Source organism: Halomonas denitrificans (assembly GCA_019800895.1).
Classification (GTDB): domain Bacteria; phylum Pseudomonadota; class Gammaproteobacteria; order Xanthomonadales; family Wenzhouxiangellaceae.
Genome location: JAHVKF010000002.1, coordinates 971,982 through 988,013, shown reverse-complemented (window position 1 = coordinate 988,013; position 16,032 = coordinate 971,982). Strand labels below are relative to the sequence as shown.

13 protein-coding genes are annotated in these 16,032 nt (G+C 68.5%); 7 read left to right on the top strand and 6 right to left on the bottom strand.

Annotation, left to right across the window (positions count from 1 at the left end):
• The first annotated feature begins 67 nt into the window (after positions 1-67).
• Positions 68-1,393: a Fe-S oxidoreductase gene (locus KUV67_08415; protein ID MBY6204902.1), complete on the top strand. Its 1,326-nt coding sequence runs from the start codon at positions 68-70 to the stop codon at positions 1,391-1,393.
• 76 nt (positions 1,394-1,469) lie between these two features.
• Positions 1,470-2,054, top strand: a complete 585-nt coding sequence (locus tag KUV67_08410; GenBank protein ID MBY6204901.1) for a DUF3501 family protein — start codon at positions 1,470-1,472, stop codon at positions 2,052-2,054.
• A 132-nt stretch (positions 2,055-2,186) separates the two neighbouring features.
• On the opposite strand, the gene KUV67_08405 is transcribed toward KUV67_08410, so the two are convergent.
• The 3 genes from KUV67_08405 to KUV67_08395 all read right to left on the bottom strand — a co-directional run bounded on the left by KUV67_08405 (position 2,187) and on the right by KUV67_08395 (position 5,255).
• Positions 2,187-2,657, bottom strand: a complete 471-nt coding sequence (locus KUV67_08405) for a DUF1643 domain-containing protein (protein ID MBY6204900.1) — start codon at positions 2,655-2,657, stop codon at positions 2,187-2,189.
• A 49-nt stretch (positions 2,658-2,706) separates the two neighbouring features.
• Positions 2,707-4,140: a diguanylate cyclase gene (locus KUV67_08400; GenBank protein MBY6204899.1), complete on the bottom strand. Its 1,434-nt coding sequence runs from the start codon at positions 4,138-4,140 to the stop codon at positions 2,707-2,709.
• Positions 4,141-4,322: 182 nt separating this feature from the next.
• Positions 4,323-5,255, bottom strand: a complete 933-nt coding sequence (locus tag KUV67_08395; protein MBY6204898.1) for a hypothetical protein — start codon at positions 5,253-5,255, stop codon at positions 4,323-4,325.
• Positions 5,256-5,474: 219 nt separating this feature from the next.
• Here KUV67_08395 and KUV67_08390 point away from each other — a divergent pair, with 219 nt between their 5' ends.
• Positions 5,475-6,557, top strand: coding sequence for a transporter substrate-binding domain-containing protein (locus tag KUV67_08390; protein MBY6204897.1), 1,083 nt, complete (start codon positions 5,475-5,477; stop codon positions 6,555-6,557).
• Positions 6,558-6,650: 93 nt separating this feature from the next.
• Here the strand turns inward: KUV67_08390 and KUV67_08385 are convergent, their stop codons facing one another.
• On the bottom strand, positions 6,651-8,039 hold the full coding sequence (locus KUV67_08385; GenBank protein ID MBY6204896.1) for a TIGR00366 family protein: 1,389 nt from the start codon (positions 8,037-8,039) through the stop codon (positions 6,651-6,653).
• 143 nt (positions 8,040-8,182) lie between these two features.
• Here KUV67_08385 and rlmJ point away from each other — a divergent pair, with 143 nt between their 5' ends.
• The 4 genes from rlmJ (at position 8,183) to KUV67_08365 (ending at position 11,786) form a co-directional block, all read left to right on the top strand.
• Positions 8,183-8,983 (top strand): 23S rRNA (adenine(2030)-N(6))-methyltransferase RlmJ, encoded by an 801-nt coding sequence (rlmJ, locus tag KUV67_08380; protein MBY6204895.1) that lies wholly within the window; start codon positions 8,183-8,185, stop codon positions 8,981-8,983.
• A gap of 61 nt (positions 8,984-9,044) precedes the next feature.
• On the top strand, positions 9,045-9,641 hold the full coding sequence (locus tag KUV67_08375) for a hypothetical protein (GenBank protein MBY6204894.1): 597 nt from the start codon (positions 9,045-9,047) through the stop codon (positions 9,639-9,641).
• Positions 9,638-10,228 carry a hypothetical protein gene (locus tag KUV67_08370; protein ID MBY6204893.1) on the top strand — a complete coding sequence of 197 codons (591 nt, stop codon included), beginning with the start codon at positions 9,638-9,640 and terminating at the stop codon, positions 10,226-10,228. The genes KUV67_08375 and KUV67_08370 overlap by 4 nt, the downstream gene beginning before the upstream one ends.
• Positions 10,229-10,370: 142 nt before the next feature.
• A complete protein-coding gene (locus tag KUV67_08365) occupies positions 10,371-11,786 on the top strand; it encodes a zinc-dependent metalloprotease (protein MBY6204892.1) in 1,416 nt (471 codons plus the stop codon).
• Between the two features lie 45 nt (positions 11,787-11,831).
• Here KUV67_08365 and KUV67_08360 read toward each other — a convergent pair whose 3' ends face one another.
• Both KUV67_08360 and KUV67_08355 read right to left on the bottom strand, forming a co-directional pair.
• The gene (locus KUV67_08360) at positions 11,832-14,942 is read right to left on the bottom strand and encodes an efflux RND transporter permease subunit (GenBank protein ID MBY6204891.1); all 3,111 of its coding nucleotides are present in this window, start codon (positions 14,940-14,942) and stop codon (positions 11,832-11,834) included.
• 3 nt (positions 14,943-14,945) lie between these two features.
• Positions 14,946-15,980, bottom strand: a complete 1,035-nt coding sequence (locus KUV67_08355) for an efflux RND transporter periplasmic adaptor subunit (protein ID MBY6204890.1) — start codon at positions 15,978-15,980, stop codon at positions 14,946-14,948.
• Between the last annotated feature and the right edge of the window lie 52 nt (positions 15,981-16,032).

The following is a 16,032-nucleotide window of genomic DNA, read 5'->3' as shown; positions in this document are numbered from 1 at the left end:
TGACCGCGTCTCGAACGATGGCCCGTCCCCGGACCGCTCGCCGTCCGGACCGAACACCTCCCGGCGCATGCGCGAGGGGAGCCTCGACGCGCCGACCCGGCATCCGCTGGACTGGACCGACGGTGCCTTCTGGGACGAGGCATCGCTGGACGAGGAACTGGAACGCGTCTTCGACATCTGCCACGGCTGTCGCCGATGCGTCAGCCTCTGCGAGGCGTTTCCGACGTTGTTCGACCTGGTCGATGCATCCCCGACCCTGGAGATCGACGGCGTTGATCCGAGCGAGTATCGGGCGGTGGTCGACCAGTGCTACCTGTGCGACTTGTGCTTCCAGACCAAGTGCCCCTACGTGCCGCCGCACGAATGGGACGTCGACTTTCCGCACCTGATGCTGCGCGCCAAGGCGGTGCGCTTCCGGCGGAAGAAGCCGCCGCTGCGCCGGCGGGTGCTGGGCGCGACCACGGCCGTCGGCAGGCTGGCGAGCATCCCGGTGGTGGCCGGCACGGTCAATGCGCTGAACCGCTCGCCGTCGATGCGGCGGATGCTGGAGAAGACCCTCGGCGTGCACCGCGACGCCCGGCTGCCCGAGTACCACAGCGACACGCTGAAGAAGCGGATGAACAGGCGCAGGCGGAGGGAGATGGAGGCGGAACCGCTTCCCCCGACCCGCGGCCGGGTGGCCCTGTTCGCGACCTGCTACTGCTCGGTCAACGCGCCCGACATCGCCGAGGACCTGGTGCGAGTACTGGGGCACAACGGGATTCCGGTCCGCCTGGTCGACCGGGAAACCTGCTGCGGCATGCCGCGCTACGAGCAGGGCGACCTCGAGGCGGTCGACCGGGCACGCCGGACCAACATTCCGCAGCTGGTCGAACGGATCGACCGGGGCTACGACATCCTCGCGGCGATCCCGTCCTGCGTGTTGATGTTCAAGCAGGAGCTTCCCCTGATGTACCCGCAGGACGCCGACGTGCAGAAGGTCAAGGCTCACATCTTCGATCCCTTCGAGTACCTGGCGCTCCGCCACAGGGCGGGCGGTCTCGACACCGACTTCAAGCATTCGCTGGGCCGCGTAGCCTGGCACGCGGCCTGCCACCAGCGGGTGCAGAACATCGGCGGCAAGACGCGCGAGATCCTCGAACTGGTGCCGGACACCACGGTCACGCCGGTCGAGCGCTGTTCGGGCCACGACGGGACCTACGGCGTGCGCGTCGAGAGCTACGCCGCATCGAAGAAGATCGCGCGCGGCACCCTCCGCCGGCTCGAGCGCATCGAGTTCGATCGCTTCGCCAGCGACTGCCCGATGGCCGCCGCGCACCTGGCCGAGGACCTCGAACTGCCGCACCCCGAAACGAACCCGATCACCCTGCTGAGGATCGCCTACGGCATCTGACGATCGAGACCGGTAATCGAGACCGCGCGCCCGGCCCCCGCCGCGGCTGCTCGAGCCACGGATGGGGAACCCGCTCATGGCAAGGCTGAAACGACAGGACCTGCTCTCGCTCGAACGCTACGCGGAACAGCGCGCGGCCATTCGCCGGACCGTGATGGCGCACAAGAAGCGTCGTCGCGTACCGATCGGCGAGCACCTCGCGCTGTACTTCGAGGACGCGATCACGATGCGCTACCAGGTGCAGGAAATGCTGCGCATCGAGAGAATCTTCGAGCCCGCTGAGATCGAGCAGGAACTCGCCGCCTACAACCCGCTGATTCCCGACGGAAGCAACTGGAAGGCCACGGTCATGATCGAGTACGTCGATATCGAGGAGCGGCGGCGTCGGCTGCAGGAGCTCAACGGCATCGAGAACACGATCTACATCCGCGTCGACGGCTTCGACCCGGTCTATGCGATCGTCAACGAGGACCTCGAGCGCGCGACCGACGACAAGACCTCGGCGGTCCACTTCGCCCGCTTCGAGTTCAGCCCGGAGATGATTGCCGCCATGAAACAGGGCGCGAGGATTCTCGCCGGCGCACGGCACGACGCATACCCGCACGAGCCGACCGAGATCGCCGGCGACGTCCGCAGAAGCCTCATCGCCGACTTCGACTGACCCTGCCCCCGGGACTCCACGACGACCCATGCCGTGCGTGCCTCGTGGGTGCGCACGGCGGCCACCCTGCGTCCGGTGCGGCCATCTTGCGTACCGACGTGAGACCGGAACCTCGTCGGGGCGGTCGAGAGGTCAGCGGCGCCAGGGCCCGGGCCGGAGTTCGCGCGGCAGATAGAGCGGGTGCGCCGGTTCACCCGACGCATTCAACCGGATCACCTCGAGCCGGTTGCCGAGCAGGGAACGCACGTGGCGGGAGCGGTCCATGAAACGACCGTCGTTGCCCCAGCAGGCCACGACGCGCGCGCTGTCCCGGGCCACGCTCTTCAGCCAGCGGTCGTTGCGCGGTCCAACCGGGTCGGCGGCGGCCTTCAGGTCCCGTGGATAGGTGGCGCGGAACGCGAACAGGTTGAGCATCTTCACGGCACCGAAGCCCCAGTCGCGGGCGAAGCCGATGCAGCGGCGAATCGTGGGGTCGTCGCGCTGCGCGTCGGCCGTCGACGGATTCAGCCCGATCATCATCACCGAGGGTCGCTCGGGGGCCCATTCGCGCCACAGCAGGTAGCGGAAGCGTCGACAGCGACTGAATCGGGCGCCGGAGTTCACGGCCGATCTCACGTCCTGTCTCGGTCCTTCGATGCAGGCCGACAATCGATCACGCGTAGCGGGCCCGCAGCGTCTCGCGGCCCGACCGCTTGGCGTCGTAGAGCGCGCGATCCGCGCGCTCGAACAGCGCGGCGAAATCGTCGCCCGGCACGTAGGCGGTCAGGCCGATGCTGGCGGTCAGTTCGCGCCCATCGACCACCCGGACCTCGGCGATGGCGCGGAGCATGCGCTCGGCGACCTCCTCGCCGATCTGCGGGCCGGTTCCGGTGAGCAGGGCCACGAACTCGTCGCCGCCGAAGCGCGCCAGCACGTCACCGGAGCGAAGCACGTCACGGACCACCGTGTTCACGTCGGCGAGCACCCGGTCGCCGTGGGCGTGCCCGAGCTCGTCGTTGATCGACTTGAAGCGATCGAGATCGATGACCAGCAGACAGAGCGGCGATCCGCTGCGCTCGGCCCGCTGGAGTTCCAGCGCGACCTGGCGCTCGAGGAATTCGCGCGAGGCGGCGCCGGTTAGGCGATCGACCATCACGCTTTCCCGCAGGCGGACGTTGTCTTCGGCCAGCAGCGGGATCGCGACGCCGAAGTAGGCCACGGTGGCGATGATGGCGATCGCGAACTGGTAGACGAACACGTAGGGATCGAGATCCAGCACGAACAGCCAGCCGACGATGACCAGGCTGTTGAAGGCCATGGCCTGCGCCGTGCGCCGCGGGTGCTCGGAGAAGGTCAACCACATCTGCGGCAGGAGCAGCACGAAGATCGCGAAGGTGCTCTCCAGCGTACCGAGCCAGCCCGGCAGCATCATCGCGGCGGAGATGACGAGCGCATTCGTCAGCAGCCGGATCAGGAACCGGGTGCGCCGGGAACTCGCATCGGTCTCGAGCGGGTCGATCCGGAATCGGGGGGCCGGCGTTCTGCGCAGCAGGAACGCGGCAAGCGCCGGCGCAAGGGTCACGAGGGCCACCATGTCGCCGACCCAGAACGCCAGCCAGGTACCCCGGAAGGCCGCGGGCTCCATCAGGCCGGTGACGATCAGGGCCAGCGGACCGACCAGGCTGGCCAGCAACGAACCCGACACCGCGACCAGCAGGAAATCGATCACGATCATCGGCAACTTGTGGTCGGCACGACGCGCGAGGCGGCGCAGCACCAGCGCGGATGCGCCGTAGCTCGCCAGGTGGGCCGCGCCGAACACGAACGCGGAGGAGATCGCAGGCAGCCAGTCGACCTCCGAAGATTCGAAGGACAGCGGGGATAGGGTGACCAGCACGATCCCGAGCAGCAGCCACGGCGCTGCGCGCGCGCCGACGACGAGCAGGGCGACGAAGCTCAGGGCCGACGGCGGGAACCACAGGCTGGCGTGTTCGGCCTGGCTGCCCAGCAGTCCGATCGCGTACAGCAGCACCCAACCCAGCGCGATCGCCAGGCCGAATCGGACACCGATGCCGGAGACCGGCTTCGCGACGGGTTGTGCGTTCATGGAGAGGCGATGGGTCAGCGCGATTCGCGGCCGTGTTCGTGGACAGCTGCCGGGCGGCCGAGTTCGCAGGATGGAGCGCGGTTGGCCGGCGCCCCTATCCTACCTTGCCGGACAGGGGTCGCAAGCCGTATCCATGATCGGCCTCCGCATCCGCTTTCGAGGGTTCGATGCGCACGGCGGATTCAACCGCCGAGCAGGAAGGGAACGGCCAGGAGCCCGGTTCCGATCAGCACCATTGCAACGGCAGGAAACCCGAAGCGGCGCAACTCGTCGGCCAGGCGGGCCATGACTTCGGATCGTGTTCCGGAGTAGGCGTGAATGGCTCGCCCGAACGGCCCACGGCCAGGCGCGAGGGCGCCTGCGTCCCGGTCGTAGACCGCGAGGACGGTGAGCGTTCGCTCGATCGGAACGAGTTCCTCCTCGAAGCGCACCCGATCGGCCGGCGGCGCATGCTCGAAGCGCCTGCGCCAATCGTCGACCGGCACGAATGCGCCGGCACGCTGGGCCAGGCGCTCCTCCTCGACGCCCTCGACGCGATCCAGTTCGGCTCGCCGCACCACGCGGTCGAGCAGCGCGGCCATCCGCTCGGCACAGGCCGAGCCGTCGCCGCTGGATCGCATGTCGAGGTCCGGTTCGGGCAAGCCGACCAGCGGAAAGGTCCCCGCGGCCCCCTGCAGGCGGCACGACCGGACCGAGATCCCGGCCGCAGTCACCACGCTGCGTGAGCCTCCGTCGCTGCCGGTTCCGCGGAGCTTCCGTTGAGACAGGCGGAAGAAGAACGCGGCGCAGGCGACACCGGAGATCGGTGCCTGCAGCGGATCGTCGCAGATCAATCGCCCTTCGACTGCCACGGGCTGCCCGTCGACCGGGCGCTCCCCCGGGGCGAAGCCGTGTCTCCGGATGCCCTGCAGGCTGCGCCAGTCCCTGACGACGGCACGCAGCAGGAGAAGACCCAGGCCGAACGACAACCCGCCGGCGACGACCACTGCAACGGCCCACCCGCTGTCGCTTCGTTCCACCGCGGCCGCCATCAGAAAGAAGATGCCGAACAACAGCACGATGCCGGGAATCATGGAGAGGATGAATCGCAGTTCGAGCCCTCGTCGCGTTCGCACTTCGATTCTCCCGTGTCGATGTTCCCTCGATGGGTGCAGCAATGCTGCCGGGCCAGCAAACCGCACATCGGCCGACGCGAGGAGGCGCGCCGGATCAAGCCGGATCGTGACGGATCGCGGTATTCGCCCTCGGGTCGCCGCGCGCCTGCACGGGACGCTCCCACCCGGGTGCTACGTTCCCGGACCTGTCCAGATCGGGAAACGAGCATGCGGATCGCGATGATTGCAGTTCTCGCCTTCGGCGGCCTGTTCACGGCAAGCGATTCCGCCGCGCAGTCCGGCGACGGCGAAGTGCAGGCCGAGACGCGGCCGGAGCTCGTGGTCGGGGTGCGCGAAGCGCCGCCCTTCTCCCTGCGCGACGGCGACGACTGGCGCGGGCTGAGCATCCGCGCCTGGGAAGACGTGGCGGCGCGCAACGACTGGACGTACCGCTACGTTCCGGCCGGGCTCGACGCGGTCCTCGCAGGAACCGGCACCGGACGCTTCGACGTCGGGCTCGGCGCCTTCACCGTGACCGCGGAACGGGAGCGCACGCTCGACTTCAGCCATCCCTTCTATACCTCGGGGCTGGGACTGGCCGTGCGCAGCGCCCCCGAGAGCGGTTGGTGGACGGTCCTGTCGCGCTTCCTGTCGCTGGAGTTCCTGACCGTTGCTGCATCGCTCGGTGGACTGCTGCTGATCTTCGGCGTGCTGGTCTGGCTGTTCGAGCGCCGGGTCAACCCGGAGGAATTCGATGCCCGGGTCGGGCCGGGCATCGGCGCCGGCTTCTGGTGGGCGGCGGTCACGATGACCACGGTCGGCTACGGCGACAAGTCGCCCCGCTCGCTCGGCGGGCGCGTCGTGGCCCTGATCTGGATGTTCGCCGCGATCATCGTGATCTCGGGCTTTACCGCAGCGATCACGACCAGCCTGACCGTCAGTCGACTCGGCTCGTCGATCGAGTCCGTCGACGACCTCGAAGGCCGCCGGATCGCCACCCTGGCCGGATCGGCCAGCGCGGAATGGCTGGCCGACAACGGGTTCCGAACCGTCGAGTTCGCGAGCCTGGACGAAGCGCTCCAGGCAGTCGACGCCGAGCAGGTGCCCGCCGTGCTCTATGACGCACCGCTGCTGATCGATCGGATCGGGGCCATGGAGGAATCGTCGCTCCGGGTGCTGCCGGAGCGCGTCGAGCGGCTCGACTACGCCTTCGTGCTGCCGGAGGGAAGCCCCCTGCGCGAGCCGATCAACCGCGCACTGCTCGAAACCACCCGCAGCCCCGGCTGGCAGCGCGCGCTGGACCGCTACCTGCCGCAGCGTTGATGGACGCAGCCCCGGGCTGCCGTCCCGGGCCACGATCGACGGCGTCGTCCCCTCGGCCGCGCGTGGATCTCGCTCGGTTTCGACGGAATCGCATCACCCGATGGCCAACAGACCTGCGGTCATCGCATAGACCGCGACGAAGGGGATCACCAGGTAGCCCATGACGTCACGGGCCTGGATGAGGACGCCGGCGCCCATCACCGGCAGGACGATCAGCAGGAAGAACGGCTGCAGCAGGTTGGTCGAGGTCTCGCCGTAGGCCACGGCCATGGCGATCTTCGCGACGAAGGCCTGCTGCTCGTCGGGCGAGAGGTGCGCCGAGACGTTCAGGGCGGCCTCGGTCAGCGAAGGCCCGATCACGGCCCATTCGCCGCCGGCCGACGGGATCGCGAAGTTGACGACCGCGCCGGCGAACTGCGCGATCAGCGGCAGCGTCGCCATCGTCGCGCCGCCGGCCAGCCCGTCGGACACCAGCGCCCCCAGGCCGGAGAACATCATCAGCCCCATGATCCCCGCGTAGAAGGGGTACTGGAACACGATGCCGGACACGTTCGCGCAGGCGCGCTTCATGGCCAGGCCGTAGCGCATCGGCGTGCGGTGGACGAGCAGGCCGATCGCGAAGAACGCGAAGATCATGATGTTCAGGTCCAGGTCGAAGCCGTTGACCGCGAAATGCCGCACCACCCAGGCCAGGGCGAGCAGCGCGACCGCGGCCTGCAGGACGAAGCCGTTGTTCAGGCGATCCGACAGGCTGCCCCCGCCCAGGCGCAGCGACCGGGCTTCCTCGTCCACCGCGAGCTCGTCGCGCGCGCCCTCGTCGGCGAGCTCTTCGACCGGGCGGACATGCTCGCCGCGAGGCCGCAGAACCCACATCAGCGCGGGAACGACCAGGAAGTACATCGCCACGTACGCGGCGTTCAATGCGCTGCCGAGCGTCCATGACGCAGCGATCGTGGCTTCCAGCACGCCGCTCTCGATCAGGAAGTTGCCGTCCGTATTCAACAGCAGGGGAATCGAACTCGACAGGCCGCCGACCCAGGGCTGACCCGAGATGTACACGCAGGCGACGAGATAGGCGTAATCGACGCCGTCGACGCGCCGCGCGAGCTCGCGCGCCAGCACCGCCGTGAGCACCACCCAGCCCCAGCTGACGAGACTGAACACGCCGCCGACCACGAGCACCAGGACGTAGACCGCGCCCGGCGTCCGCGCGAGCCCGGCGACCCGGTCGATCAGGCGCGCGGCGAGCGGCGACAGGGCGATCGCGAAGCCCGTCGACAGGATCAGCACCATCTGCATGCCGAACTCGAGCAGCATCCAGAAGCCGTCGTACCAGTGCCCGGTCAGCTCGACCACGGAGTGGTCCGTCGCGCTCCAGGCCAGCGCCCCGACCAGCACCGTCAGCACCAGCGCGAACACGAAGGGTTCGGGAATCCAGCGCCGCAGACGGGTCGAAAACAGGGTGCCGAGGGAAGAGAGCATCGCGGGGCGTCGAGAAGGGACGGCTCAGGATAGCGGACTTGCTCGTTCCGCGACCATGCCCCGGCGCCCGGCGCACCGTCGGCTCGGACGAACGAGTCGGTCTGAACGATAATCTGCGGTCACGTCGCCGCCTCCGGATCGTCATGCTCAGCTACCGTCACGGCTTCCACGCAGGAAATCCCGCCGATGTCTTCAAGCATGCGGTGCTGCTGGCGGTGGTCGACGCGATGCAGCGAAAGCCCAAAGGCATCTCGATTCTCGATACCCACGCCGGCCCCGCGCTCTACGACCTCGGCCACGACTTCGCGCGCAAGAATCGCGAGTTCGAGCGCGGGATCGGCGCCGTCTGGGCCGACCCGCCGCCTGCACTGGCGAGCTACGTGGACGCGGTGCGACGGCACAACCCGGACGGCACCCTGCGGCGCTACCCGGGATCGTCCCAGCTGCTGCGCGACCGGCTGCGCCCGGTCGACCGACTGACCCTTTGCGAGCTTCACCCGACCGAGCAGAAGGCGCTGGCCGCGCGCTTCGGAAGCGACCGCGCGGTCGAGATCCACGCCGGCGACGGCTACGCGGCGCTGGCCGGATTGCGAACGCCGGAAACCGGTCGCGGCCTGGTCCTGATCGACCCGCCCTTCGAACTCAAGAGCGAGCTGGATGACCTGGTCGTCGCGCTGAGTGCGGCCCTGCGCCGGTTCGGTCACGGCGTCTACGCGATCTGGTACCCGGTGATCGAGGGCCGATCGACGACGCCGGATGCCCTGCCCGACCGGCTCGGCCTGGCCCCGGACGCCTGGCTCGACCTGCGCGTGCGGTTCCGGCCCGAACAGCGCCTCGGTCGGATGAGCGGCTGCGGCATGGCGCTGGTCAACCCGCCGTGGAGCGCGCGCGAAGCGATGGCCGGAATCCATGCCTGCTGCGACGCGCCGTCGGCGAGGCCTTGATTGTTCGTGCCCCAGAACGGATGATTCTTCGCAGGCCCCTCGATCGACGCGCCCGACACCGATGAGCGAAACCGACTACAGCGCCGAGGCCCTGGGCCAGTTCCTGAAGCAGGCCGGCATGGAAGGACTGATCAACCCGGCCACCGCACGCGCCCGGCGCAACGCGCTCGAGCACCTGGCCGGGGAGCTGACCGCGGCCGAACGCGCCGACGTCCGCGAGCTCGACGTCGACGTCCTGGTGTCGCGGTTCCACAAGCTCGAAGGCTCCAGCATCCGGCCCGAGACGCTGGAGGTCTATGGCGACCGGTTGAAGAAGGGATTGGCCGACTACCTCAACTGGCTGGATTCGCCGGCCCGCTTCAAGCCCTCCGCGCGCGAGCGGATCCGCAATTTCGCGCGCGGAACGCAATCCGATCCGGCGCTGGACGAGGAGCAGAAGGCGGCCGAGCGCATCCGCCTGGAGGCCACCGAGAACCCGAGCCGGATCGTTCCGGTTTCCGTGCGCGACGACCACGTGGTCTACATCGACAACCTGCCGCTGGACCTGAGTCGGGCAGAAGCGCAGAAGATCGCGCGCATCGTGCTCGCCTTTGCCGATGACAGCAGCGATGGAGCCGGTGACGCGCCCCGCACCGCTCCTGGATCCGACCGCGCATGAGCCGCTTCTTCCTCCTCGCACCGATGGTGGTCTTCGGCCTGATCGGCCTCGTGCTGCTGTGGATGCTCTACGCGACCGAAGGCGGCGGGGTGTTCCACGACTCGCTGCTGCCGGAGCTGATCGGGTTTTCCCTCGAGGGCTTCATCCTGGTCGGCCTGCTGACCCTGGTCCAGCGGTCGCGGGAATCGGCGCGCCGCAAGGAACTGCTGCTGAGCCTGCGCGGCTCGTTCCGCAGCCTCCTGTCGCTGCTCGACGTCGCGTTCCTCGAACCCGACGCGGAGCCGGCCTCGTCGCGGCAGCTGGAAACCGAACCCCAGCTCGTCGACCGGATGCTGGCGCGACTGGAAGCGAGCCACCCGGACATCGACAGCCTCGTGGCCCTCAAGCGCGAGGCCGACGAGACCCTGTCGCTGGCGCGTGACCTGGTCGCCGTCGCCGCGCAGCTCAGCGCGACGCACATGAACTGGTGGATCGCCATCGTCGACAGCATCCGACGCGTTTCGGAGGCACGGGACCGCGACGCGCTCGAGGCGTATCTACATGAAATGCTGATAAATATTCGCGAATTCGACCGCCTCGAGACCTGAGCGGAAAATTTTTTTCGCGAACTGAATCAAGGTTTTACCGTGAACGCGCGGTACGTTTCCCGAACCGCGGGCAAACCTGCGGGGAGCCCTTTTTCAGCTGGTCTATGCTCGAACCCGACGCTCAATCAAGGGGTTCGTTCCGATGCTGTTCGACCGGCTTCCTTCGTCCAATGCCACCACGCTGTTCGCCACCCTGGTGCTGGTGCTCGCCCACGTTTCCGAAGCCCACGCCACCAGCACCTTCGAGCGGAACGCTGCCGAGCACGGCTGGCACACGACCGTCCACGCCCTGCCGCTCGGCGCCAGCCTGCGTCTGACCGGCGTTGGCCAGTCCGGCTCGAACCGCGCGCCGGCCGAGCTGGAGTTGACGAAGTTGGTGGTGGTCGCCGACAACGCCTCGTTGATCATCGACGGCGGCGATGCCGTGCCGCTGCGCATGCATCGCACCTGGTTGACCGGTCGGATCGTCGGCGAACCCGGCAGCCGCGTGACCCTGGCCATCGGCAGGGACGGCGCAACGCGGGGACTGGTCCGCGGAGCGAACGGCCTGCGCGCACTGGTCGGCACTGCCGAAGGGGGCTTGTCGATGCAGGCGGCCGCGGAGGATACGCGGCGCAACGCGTTTTCCTGCGGCAACGACGCCAGCCTGACGCCTCCCCCGCTGCCCGGCGAGCGCGAGGGTACGCCGGTGCTGCAGGACGTGCCGATCGAAGGCTTCACCGCCCGCGTCGCACTCGAAACGGATCATGAGTACTACTCGATGTTCGGCAACGTCGACGATGCTGCCGCCTACGCCGCCGACCTGATCGCATTCGCCTCCACCATCTACCAGGCCGAGGCCGACACGGCGCTGGGCCTCGTTTCGCTGTCCCTGTGGACGACCGGCGACGATCCATGGGTGCAGACCGGCGCCAGCTGCCGGCTCAGCGAGTTCGGTGCGTACTGGAACGAGAACAACAACGACGTCGATCGGACCCTCGCCCACTTTCTCAGCGGCGCAAATCTCGGCGGCGGCATTGCCTGGGTCGGCGTGCTCTGCCAGGGGGCGTTCAACACCGGCGCCAGCTGCCCCGGGATGGCGCCCAGCGGCCTCTACGGCGGCGACTACGGGGTCACCGGCAACCTGGCAGGAAACTTCGACATGGCCAATCCGCAATCGGTGTGGGACATCGTGGCCACGTCGCACGAGATCGGCCACAACTTCAGCTCGCCGCACACCCATTGCTACGCGGGCATCGACGGCAACCCGAACGACATCGACCAGTGCTACGGCGCGCAGGCCGGCTGCTATTCCGGCCCGGCGTCGCTGCCCGGCCCGGCCGGCCAGGGTAGTGGAACCCTGATGAGTTACTGCCACCTGCAGTCCGGCGGCATGTCCAACATCGCGCTGACCCTCGGTCTCGATCACCAGTACGGCAACGCCCCGCAGCGGGTGCCCGATCGCATGCTCGGCCACGTGATCCAGCGCGAATCGAGTTTCCCGGGCTGCCTGACCACGCCGCTGACGCTGGACGGGCCCATGCTCAGCGACGGGTTCGAGTCGGGGACGACCGACTGACCTCCGGCACCCCGCGATGCCGCAGTGCGCGGTTGCCCGGACCCGTCAGCCGGGCCCCGTGCGACGGGGAATCCACCCGAGGAGGGTGACCAGAAGCGCCGGAAGAAACGTCAGCGTGACCAGCGTCGCGAACAGCAGGCCGGAAAGAACCACGACCCCGACCCCACGGTAGAGTTCGGTCCCCTCGCCGGGGATGAACACCAGCGGCGCGAGGCCGAACAGCGTGGTGATCATCGACATCAGGATCGGCCGGATCCGCGACTCGACCGCTTCGCGCACCGCTTCGACGATGTCGTCCATGCCGTCGCGCAGGTTGTTCAGCGTGCGGTCGACGATCAGGATCGGGTTGTTGACGACCACGCCGAGCAGGATCAGGAAGCCGAGCATGGTGATCATGTCGAAGGGTTGACGCACGCCGACCGCGTTGAGTGCGGCCAGCCCGGCAATGCCCCCGGCAACGCCCAGCGGCACGGCGGTCAGGATGACCAGCGGCCAGCCCCAGTGGTTGAAGATCGCCACCATCACCAGGAAGCTCAGCACGATGGCAACGATGTAGTTGTCGGCCAGCGCTGCGCGGGTTTCGGTCAATTGGTCGCTCGCGCCCGAAATATCCACCGATACCGCCTGCGGCAGCTCGCCGTCGGCGCGCATGCGATCGATGACTTCGCTGCGCACGATGCCGACGGCGGTCTCCAGCGCGATCGAGCGCGGCGGAATGATGTTCAGCGTGACCGTCCGCCGACCGTTCAGGCGACGCACCGAGTCGGTGTCCACCGTCTCGACCACCTCGGCGATCGCCGACAGCGGCACGACGGCGCCGGAGGGGGTGTAGACGGGCAGGTTCTCGACCCCGGCGAGGTCGCGGTCGCTGCCGGCCGAGGAGTACAGGAATACGTCGATCTTGTCGTCACCGCGGAAGTACTCGTCGACGAAGGCACCGTCGGTCAGCGCCGCTACCGCGAAGCCGAGGCTGTCGGCGCTGAAGCCGAGCTCGGCGGCGCGGTTCCAGTCCGGCCGGATCTCGACCAGCGGCTGGTCCAGCGACAGCGAGCCCGGCGAGGAATTGATCTGCGGATTCTCCAGCGCGTCCTCGGCGTAGCGATACGCGGTTTCGGCCACGCGGTACAACTCGGCGAGGTCGGAGCCGGTGATGTCGAGGTTGACGCTGCGGGTGCCGCCGTCGTTTCCCGAGATGATCGACCCGCGACTGGCGAAGGCGCGCATGCCCGGATAGGACTCGTAGCGCTCGGTCAGGATCTCCATCAGCGCGCCGAGCTGGTCCGGGTCCTTGGTTTCGGTGATCACCCGCAGGCCGCCGGGGTCGACGGACAGGTTGAAGTACTTCATCGGCGGAACCGGGATCTCGCCGCGCTCGAAGGCCTCGGGCTCGCCGTCGAGATACGGCAGGAAATACGCTTCCAGCTCCTCGCTGATCCGCGTCATCTCCGTCAGGTTGTAGCCCGGCGGCGCGATCATCCGCGCAAAGGTCTTGGGCTCTTCGCCCTCGGGGAGGTACTCGGCCGGCGGCGTCAGCGCCCAAAGAATCAGCACGACGCCCGTCAACGTGGCCCCGATCGTGGCCAGTCGTCGGGGCGCCGAGCCGATGAGCCAGTTCACCGCCGCGACGATGCGCTCGCGCAGCGCGGTCCCGGTCTCGGCATGCTTCTTCAGCCCGAACGACAGGCGCGCCGACAGCGACGGCACGACGGTGATCGCAACCAGCATGCTGGCCAGGATCGATGCCGAGATCGCGACCGCGACATCGGAATAGAGCTGACCGGCCTCCTGCTTGATGAAGAAAATCGGCGCGAACACCAGCACCGTCGTCATCGTAGAGGCCAGCACCGCCGGCCAGACCTGGCGCACGCCGGCCAGTGCCGCCTCCATCTTCTCGATGCCCTGGCGGCGCTTGCGCTCGATCGCCTCGAGCACGACGATGCTGTTGTCCAGCGTCATGCCGATCGCGAACGCGACGCCGGCCAGGGAGATCACGTTGATCGTCCGGCCGGCGGCGACCAGCCCGAGGAACGCGGCGACGGTGCAGATCGGAACGCCGATGACGCCGACCAGCGTGGCCTGGCCCGAGCGCAGGAACAGGAACATCACGCCGGTGGCCAGCAGCGCACCGAGCGCCAGGTTCTGCCAGACGTTGGCCAGCGAGGCCTCGACGTAGACCGTGTCGTCGGCGGTCAGGCCGATCTCCATGCCGTTGGGCCGCATCAGCTCTTCGTTGATCTGCTCGACCGCCGGCAGCATCGCGCGCTTGATGTCGATGACGTTGGACCCGGGCTCGCGATTGACGGCCAGCGACAGGTTCTCTCGACCGTCGACCGCCGAGCGATCGCGCAATTCATAATGCCCAAGCTCCACCGCGGCCAGGTCGCCGAGCCGCGTGATGGCATCGCCGCGCACGGCGACGATCGTGTCCTCGATCTGCTCCACGGAGTCGTAGCGGCCAACCGTTCGCAGCAGGTAGCGTCGCTTGCCCGCCTCGAGGTCGCCGCCCGAGACGTCGCGGTTGCGCCCGCGGATCGCGCTGCGGATTTCCGCGAGCGTGATGCCCCGCTCGGCGGCCGCGGCCGGATCGACCAGCACGCGGACCTGCCGCTCGGCGCCCCCCCGCACGTTGACCCGCGACACGCCCGGAACGCGCTCCATCCGTACGCGCACGTTGTCGTCGACGAAGTCGCGCATCAGGGTCATGTCCAGGTCGAAGGGGTTGCCCTCGAGCGGACGGACGTAGAAATACATGAAGGAATTCTGCGAGAAGGAACTGGCCTCCAGGCTCGGCTCATCGACGTTCTCGGGGTAGTCGGGGACCTGGCTCAACGCATTGTTGACCCGGATCAGCGCCTCGTTGATGTCGACGCCGAAGGGGAACTCGAGGTCGATCCGCGCGCGGCCGTAGGACGCGGAGGAAATCATCCGCTCGAGGTTCGGCAGCGAGCGCAGGTACTCTTCCTGCTCGATCAGGATTTCCTTTTCGACGTCCTGCGGTGTTGCGCCCGGCCACCGCGTCTCGACGTTGACCACGCGGACTTCCAGATCGGGAATCATCTGCACCGGAATCCGCAGCGCGGCCAGAACACCGAGTACGCAGACGATCAGCACCACGACCGCGAGGAGGGTGCCGTAGCGGATCACGCCGGAGAACATGCCTCAGCTCCCGGCCGGGTCGACGATGCGCACCGGCTGCCCATCGACCAGCGTCTCGTTGCCGCGCACGACGACCGGTGCGTCGGGATCGAGCCCCTCCACGACCACTGCGCGATCGCCGTCGACGCGGCCCAGCACGACCTCGCGCTGGCGCGCCACCGGAGGCGAAACGGAACGCTCGACGATGAACAGCGTGACGGTACCGTCCGGGTAACGAATCAGCGCATCGCGCGGGACCAACAGCACCTCCCCATCCGACAGCAGCCGGAACCGTGCCCGGGCCGACATGCCCGGCGTGATGTCCGGATCGGCGTCGGTGAGCACCAGCCGGACCAGGAAGGTGCGCGCGTCGGGATCGCCGACCGGGACACGGGCCACGAGCTCGGCGGCAAACCGGCGGTCCGGGATCGCGTCGACGGTCACCTCGGCGCCGTCGATGCGCCCCAGCCGGGGCCACAGCCGCTGCGGTGCCTGGACCTCCAGCCAGAGCGCGTCGATTGCCACCAGCTCGCCGACCGCCGTGCCGGTCTCGACCCACTCCCCTTCATCGATCATCCGCTGCGCCACCACGCCGTCGAAGGGCGCAAGCACCCGATGAAAGGCGACCCGCTCGGCGGCGGTGTCGCGGGCCGCTTCGGCCACCGCCAGTTCGGCGCGCGCCACCTCGGCGCCCGACACGCGGGCCCGGATTTCCGTATCGGGCAGGAAGCGATCCTCGGCCAGGCGCTGGCCTTCGTCGCGCAGGCGGACCGCTTCGTCGTAGGCGGCCCGCGCTCGAGTCACGTCCGCCTCGGCCTGGGCCAGCTCCAGTTCGGCCAACCGATCGTCGAGCTGGACCAATCGCTGGCCTGCCTCGACCCGGTCGCCGGCCTCGAATTCGATGGACTCGACCAGGCCGCCGAGGCGCGGCGACAGCGAAGCCGCCCGGCGCGCCCTGAACGAGCCGGTCAGCTCGACCTGCTCGACCGCCGGCTCCAGCGCAGGCTCGGCCACGGACACGGGCGCCGGCTGCTGGGACCAGGCATCAGTCGCCGCCACCAGGAGAAGCGGAAGGAACGGGGAAAGAATTCGGTTCGTCATTCAGCGGAGC